The sequence below is a fragment of the Pseudoflavonifractor capillosus genome, assembly GCF_016902575.1.
Lineage (GTDB): Bacteria > Bacillota > Clostridia > Oscillospirales > Oscillospiraceae > Enterenecus > Enterenecus capillosus_A.
In genome coordinates, this window is record NZ_JACSNZ010000022.1 from 22,523 (window position 1) to 29,573 (window position 7,051).

Annotated in this window: 4 protein-coding genes; 1 reads left to right on the forward strand and 3 read right to left on the reverse strand. The window is 61.1% G+C overall.

Annotation, left to right across the window (positions count from 1 at the left end; genetic code table 11):
• The first annotated feature begins 31 nt into the window (after positions 1 to 31).
• Positions 32 to 1,600 (forward strand): amidohydrolase, encoded by a 1,569-nt coding sequence (locus H9X86_RS07955; protein WP_204901004.1) that lies wholly within the window; start codon positions 32 to 34, stop codon positions 1,598 to 1,600.
• Between the two features lie 522 nt (positions 1,601 to 2,122).
• Here H9X86_RS07955 and clpB read toward each other — a convergent pair.
• The 3 genes from clpB to H9X86_RS07970 all read right to left on the reverse strand — a co-directional run bounded on the left by clpB (position 2,123) and on the right by H9X86_RS07970 (position 6,837).
• The gene (gene clpB, locus H9X86_RS07960) at positions 2,123 to 4,717 is read right to left on the reverse strand and encodes an ATP-dependent chaperone ClpB (protein ID WP_204901005.1); all 2,595 of its coding nucleotides are present in this window, start codon (positions 4,715 to 4,717) and stop codon (positions 2,123 to 2,125) included.
• A 132-nt stretch (positions 4,718 to 4,849) separates the two neighbouring features.
• The gene (locus H9X86_RS07965; RefSeq protein WP_204901006.1) at positions 4,850 to 6,412 is read right to left on the reverse strand and encodes an ArnT family glycosyltransferase; all 1,563 of its coding nucleotides are present in this window, start codon (positions 6,410 to 6,412) and stop codon (positions 4,850 to 4,852) included.
• A complete protein-coding gene (locus H9X86_RS07970) occupies positions 6,409 to 6,837 on the reverse strand; it encodes an RrF2 family transcriptional regulator (protein ID WP_204901007.1) in 429 nt (142 codons plus the stop codon). Before H9X86_RS07970 ends, H9X86_RS07965 begins: the two co-directional genes overlap by 4 nt.
• Between the last annotated feature and the right edge of the window lie 214 nt (positions 6,838 to 7,051).

The following is a 7,051-nucleotide window of genomic DNA, read 5'->3' on the forward strand; positions in this document are numbered from 1 at the left end:
GACATAATAGAGAAAAAAGGAGGTTGATGCCATGAGCCGGACATTGTTTTTCAACGGCCCCATACTCACCATGGAGTCCCCCCTGCCCACAGATGCTCTGTTGGTGGAGAATGGGCGCATTGCGGCCCTGGGAACAGATGCCCTCAATGCCACTGGGGCAGAAAGGGTTGATTTGCAGGGGGACACGCTGCTGCCCGCCTTTGTGGACCCCCACAGCCACCTGTCCGCCGCCGCCAACGGCCTGCTCCAGGTGCCTTTGGGGGATGTGTGCGACTTTGCCCAGTTGGAAGGGGCAGTGGCAGACTTCATCCGGGACAACCACATCCCTGCCGGACAATGGGTGTTCGGCCAGGGCTACGACCACAACCACCTTGTGGAACACGCCCACCCCACAAAAGAACTCTTAGACCGGGCAGCACCCCACAACCCTGTGGTCATTCAGCACGCCTCGGGGCACATGGGAGTATTCAACTCCGCTGCCCTCCACCAGCTGTTTCTCAGCGGAAATACCCCCGACCCGGAAGGGGGCTGTTTTGGGCGAAAAGACGGCGCGCTCACCGGATATGCGGAGGAAAACGCCTTTGTACAAAATCTGCGCCGTGCCCCCATGCCCGGCTTTGAGCAGCTGAAAGGGGCCTTTGCCCAGGCCCAAAAGATGTACACCGCCCACGGCATCACCACTGCTCAGGAGGGGATGATGGCTCCCGAGCTGTTCCCCCTCTACCAGGGCTTGGTGGCCCAGAACGCCCTGACCCTGGATGTGGTGGGCTACCCCGGCGTGGCTGACTTCCACGCCGCCCGGGTTGCCTTCCCGGACAGCGTGAACGGCTATGGGGGCGGCCTGCGGCTGGGGGGCGTGAAAATCTTTTTGGACGGCTCACCCCAGGGCCGCACCGCCTGGCTGCGCACCCCCTACCAGGGAGAGAGGGAGTACCGGGGCTACCCCACCATGACGGATGAGCAGGTGGAACGGGCCCTGACCCTGGCAGCAGAGGAAGGGGTACAGATTTTGGCCCACTGCAACGGGGATGCCGCCGCCCAACAGTATCTGGACATGGGGGCCAAGGTTTCCCAGTCCCACCCAAACCTCCGCCAGGTGCGCCCGGTGATCATCCACGCCCAGCTTGTGGGCACAGACCAGCTGCCCCAGGCCAAGGCCCTGGGCTTCACCCCCTCCTTCTTCGTGGCCCATGTATATCACTGGGGGGACATCCACCTGAAAAACCTGGGTGCCAAGCGGGCTGCCGCCATCTCCCCTGCCAAAACCGCCCTGGATCTGGGTATGCCCTTCACCTTCCACCAGGACACCCCCGTCATCCCCTGCGACATGATGGAGACCATCTGGTGCGCCGTCAACCGGGTGACCAAAAACGGGGTGCAGCTGGGCCCTGAGCAGCGGATTCCTGTCTATGAGGCATTGAAGGCGGTCACCGTCCACGCCGCCTGGCAGTACGGAGAGGAGAAGGAAAAAGGCACCCTCAGCGTAGGCAAGCAGGCCAATCTGGTGCGCCTGTCCGCCAACCCCCTGGAGGTCAATCCTCAGAATCTGCGGGATATTCAGGTGGTGTCCACCTGGAAGCAGGGGCAGTGTCTGTATTGACAAGAAAGCCTGTTGCAAAATTCGTTTGCAACAGGCTTTCTGTTTGGCAGTTGCCTTCCAATCTTGGGCCATTCCCCATCATCATAGCGGTTGCTTTTCCCACCCTGGGCAACGCTACCCGCTGGGCTGCGAAACTCCAGGCCCTCAGCGGCTGGGAACAGCCGCTACGCCAGGAGAAGGCCCGGACCAGGGGAACCACTCAGCCACTAGGGCCAGCTGCCATGGTGGCCTGGGATAGTGGCACAACCAGGAACAGCAGAAGATTTTACGGGCCGTAACCCATAGGACGCAGTGCCCGCCTGGACAAAAAAAGGGAGGTACCTAGGGGGGAACGCCCTAGGCGATTCTTTGGTGACTTTCTCATCGGGGAGAAAGTCACCCTGCGGAGCAAACCTAAGCCGGCAAGGCAATGCCAGAGAAACGGTAGCGGGACAGCCCCTCTCTGTCAGCCCAAAGAGGTGGGCAAAACAGCCAGGGTCTGTTGCAAAAGCACACGTTTGCAACAGACCCTTTGTGTGTGGATTATTGTATGACCAGTTCATCCCCCTGGGCATCCACGGTGATGGTGGTGTCCGGGGCCACCTCTCCGGCAATGATCTTGCGGCCCACCAGGTTCTCCACGGTGTGCTGCAAGTACCGGCGCAGGGGCCGGGCACCGTACATGGGATCGTAGGCGGAGTTCAGCACCAGATCCTTGGCCCGGTCCGTGAGCTCCACACGCAGCCGCTTGTCGGCCAGACGGCGGTTGAGGGAGTCCATCTGCAAGTCGATGATGTGGAAGATGTTGTCCCGGGTCAGGGGCTTGTAGAACACGATCTCGTCCAGACGGTTCAGGAACTCGGGGCGGAAGGAGCGGCGCAGCAGCTCCTCCACCTGGTTTTTGGCCTCCTGGCTGATCTCTCCATCCGCCTGGATGCCGTCCAGCAGGAACTGGCTGCCCAGGTTGGAGGTGAGGATGATGACGGTGTTCTTAAAGTCCACGGTGCGGCCCTGGCTGTCGGTGATGCGGCCATCGTCCAGCACTTGGAGCAGCACGTTGAACACGTCGGGGTGGGCCTTTTCCACCTCGTCAAACAAGATGACGGAGTAGGGGTGACGGCGCACCGCCTCGGTGAGCTGACCGCCCTCCTCATAGCCCACATATCCGGGAGGTGCTCCGATGAGGCGGGACACGGAGAACTTCTCCATGTATTCGCTCATATCAATGCGCACCAGGTTCTTCTCGCTGTCAAAGAGGGCCTCGCTGAGGGTCTTGGCCAGCTCGGTCTTACCCACACCGGTGGGGCCCAGGAACAGGAAGGAGCCGATGGGCTTGTTGGGGTCGGCGATGCCGGCCCGGGAGCGGAGGATGGCCTCGGAAACCAGGCGCACAGCCTCGTCCTGGCCCACCACACGCTGGTGGAGGATGTCCTCCAGGTGCAGCAGCTTCTCCCGCTCACCCTCCATGAGCTTGGCCACGGGAATTCCCGTCCACCGCTCCACGATGCGGGCGATCTCCTCCTCGGTGACCTTGTCCCGGAGCAGGTTGTTCTCCTTCTGGTTGGAAGCCACGGCTTCCTCCTCCTGCAGCTGCTTTTGCAGGGTGGGGATGGTGCCGTATTGCAGCTGGGCGGCCTTCTCCAGGTCGTACTCCCGCTGGGCCTTCTCCAGCTGGGCGTTGGCCTGTTCCAGCTCCTCCCGCAGCTTTTGTACCTTGCCGATGGCGTTTTTCTCGTTCTCCCACTTGGCCTTCCCGGCGTTGAACTCATCCCGCATCTCCGCCAGTTCCTTCTGGATGTCCGCCAGGCGGGCACGGGAGAGTTCGTCCTCCTCCTTCTTCAAGGCGGCCTCTTCAATCTCGTGCTGGATGATCTTACGGGAGATCACGTCCAACTCGGTGGGCATGGAGTCCATCTCGGTGCGGATGAGGGCGCAGGCCTCGTCGATGAGGTCAATGGCCTTGTCGGGGAGGAATCGGTCGGTGATATAACGGTCAGACAGGGTGGCGGCGGCCACAATGGCACCGTCGGTGATCTTCACCCCGTGGAACACCTCGTAGCGCTCCTTCAAGCCACGGAGAATAGCCACGGCGTCCTCCACCGTGGGCTCCGCCACCATGACGGGCTGGAACCGACGCTCCAGAGCGGCATCCTTCTCAATATACTGCCGATACTCGTTGAGGGTGGTAGCGCCGATGCAGTGCAGCTCACCCCGGGCCAGCAGGGGCTTCAACAGGTTGCCGGCGTCCATGGCGCCCTCGGTCTTGCCCGCCCCCACAATGGTGTGCAGCTCGTCGATAAAGAGGATGATGCGCCCCTCGGACTTCTTCACCTCGTTGAGTACCGCCTTCAGCCGCTCCTCGAACTCGCCCCGGTACTTGGCACCGGCAATGAGTGCGCCCATATCCAAAGCGAAAATGGTCTTATCCTTCAGCCCTGCAGGCACATCCCCCTTGACGATCCGCTGGGCCAGCCCCTCGGCAATGGCAGTCTTACCAACGCCAGGCTCGCCGATGAGCACCGGGTTATTTTTGCTCTTCCGGGACAGAATGCGGATGACGTTACGAATTTCGTCATCCCGGCCAATGACCGGGTCCAGCTTGTTCTGCCGTGCCCGCTCCACCAGGTCGGTGCCGTACTTTTTCAGGGCCTCGTAGGTCTCCTCGGGATTGTCGCTGGTGACCCGCTGGTTGCCCCGCAGGGCGGCCAGGGCCTGCATCACCTGCTCCCGCTCCACCCGGTAGGTCTTGAGCAGCTCCTTGATGGTGGCATCTGCCTTGTCAATGAGGGCCAAAAACAGGTGCTCCACCGACACATATTCGTCTTTCATACTTCCGGCCACAGACACCGCCTGGTTCAGGGCCTGATCCACACCGCTGGACACATACACCTGGTCGGCCCGACGGCCGGAACCGGACACCTTGGGCAGTTTCTCCACCTCATGGCGCAAAGCGGCGTCAAAGGACTCCACCGTCATCCCCATGTGGGTCAGCAGCTGGGGAATAAAGCCTCCCTCCTGCTCCACCAGGGCGCAGAGCAGATGCACCTGCTCAATCTGTTGATTTCCATGCTCGGTAGCCAGGGTCTGGGCGGCCTGCACCGCCTCCAGGGACTTCTGGGTAAACTGATTCATGTTCATAAAGGCAACTCTCCTTTCATGGGGCACAAGCCCCAATCTGTCATTTGCCTTTAGTATACCTCTGTGGTAGGAAAAATCATGAACGAAGTGTAAACAATTAGCACTCTCGTTGTAAGAGTGCTAATTTTGTCTTTATTCGATATACGCCACGCCATACAGTCCAAACTCCGCCACCGTATACCCCGCCTGGCGGAAGGTGTCCAAGCTGTTTGCATAGACAAGATAGGCAGTGTAGGGGCTCAGGTTATGCTCATCCACCCCGAAGGTGTATCGGCCAAAGGAGGAGGCACTGAGGTAGGGGGACGGATAGTTGGCATACGCCACCGTGGCGGCAAACTCCGGCTGGGGGGTGCGATCATAAAAGAGGATCTGGGCATAGGACACCGTGGCATCCACCGCCACCCGGCCAAAGCCCTGCTCCTTCACAAACGCCACCGCATCCCCCACCCCGGCCCGGAACTGGACGGCAATGTCCTCCTGATAGGTGGTGAAGTAGGTGCCCACAAACAGGCAGAAGGCCAGGGTATACGCCGCTGCCAACCCCCAGGGCAGCACGGGGCGGGCCTTGCAGTACCCAATGGGCCAGTCCACCCCCAAGGCCAGCAGCATGACCAGGTAGAAGTGGAGGGAATTGGCCTTGTTGATGTTGAGATAGTCCAGGGACAGGCTCACAAGGCCAGCGCAGAGAAGCCCCAGCAGCACCAGCCCCTCCCCGGTATACCGACGGGCTTTCAGCCCCGCCACCGCACGCAGAGCCATCCGCACGCCGCCCACAACGATAAAGGGCCAGCTGAAGGGGTAGAACATGCCGAACTGGGGCAGGCTGTTCCACACAAGGCCCTCCCCTTCTCCAAACACCATCTGCCCCAGATTGTAATAGGACTCCAGGGAGAACAGGTTGCGCCAGTCCACCTCAGAGGCACGCATATACACCAGCTTTGGCACCGAGAACACTGGGGTGCGTATTTCCTCCAACACCCCCAGATTCACCCCCACAAAGAGGAGCAGGGGCAAGGCCAGCACAAACAGCAGCCCCGCCGCCCCCACCAGATAGGGGGAAACCGTCAGTTTCCGGGTGTAGATCAGATAGCCCAGCAGCACGCATAGGGTCAGGGGCACCACCACCCACAGGGTGGCGTAGGCGTACAGGGACAGGCCATAGAACAGCGCCGAAGCCAGCAGCCAGGGCGGGGAATCCAGCCCCCGCACCAGGAAATACAGCCCCAGCAGCAGCAGGCCCGGGGCCAGATTGGACTCCAAGCCCCATCGGCTGAGCATGATGTGCCAGGGGCAGATGGCGGTGAGTGCCAACCCCACAAGCCCCACGGTGCGGGAAAACAGCCGGGTGAGCAGCAGATACACCACTGGCAGGCTGATACAGCCCAGAATGGCCTGGGGCAGGCGGACGGCCAGCTCGGTGAGGCCCAACAGGGCCACAAAGGGCATGGCCAGATAGCTCTCCAGCACGTTCATACCGCTGCCCCAGGAGATGAAGTAGCAGGGGTTGTGGTAGCCCCAGGAGTCCACCCCGTAGGTGAGCATGGAGTAGGCCTCGTACCCGGCATAGGCCTCGTCCTGGTTCAGCCCTCCGGGCATAGTGCCCAGCTGAACCAGCCGCACCGCCACCCCCAGGAGAATGAAAAGCAGTGGCAGCAGCCACTTCCGCTGTGCCCCTTGGTTCAACGTCTCACTCATTGGTCGCAGTGCTTGGTCCGGTAGCGCTCCACCAGGTCCTCCAGGGTGGTACCGTCCACCACTGCCGACACCGCCCGGTGGATCTCCTGCCACAGCTCTATGGTGACGCAGTCCCCGCACCGCTCACAGTACCCCTCATCGGTGGCGCACTCCACCGGGGCCAGATCCCCCTCCAGAGGCCGCAGAATGTCCCCTACGGTGTACTCCTCCGGGGCTTGGGTGAGCAGGTAGCCGCCGCCCGCCCCCCGCACCGACCGTACCAGGCCAGCCCGGGACAGAGGGGTGACGATCTGCTCCAAGTATTTGTCGCTGAGCTGCTGACGTCCCGCCACATCTCGCAGGGACACCGGGGTGGCCTCTCCGCCATGGGCGGCCAAATCCACCATCAGCCGCAGAGCATAGCGCCCTTTTGTGGAAATTTTCATGTTGATCCCCCCCAAAGTTCTTTAGTCCTATAATACCATATGTTTTGTAGGGTTTCAAGGGGAACGGCTGCCAGTCTGAACGGCTCCCTTTAGACAAGGGAGCCCCAGACTGTCAAAAAACGCAAAAGTCATGCAAGAAGTCTTGACTATCTTGCATGGGAAAAGCCCTCGGCAGAGTTTTCCCGCCCCCAGGCGGGAAAATAAATTGAAATCC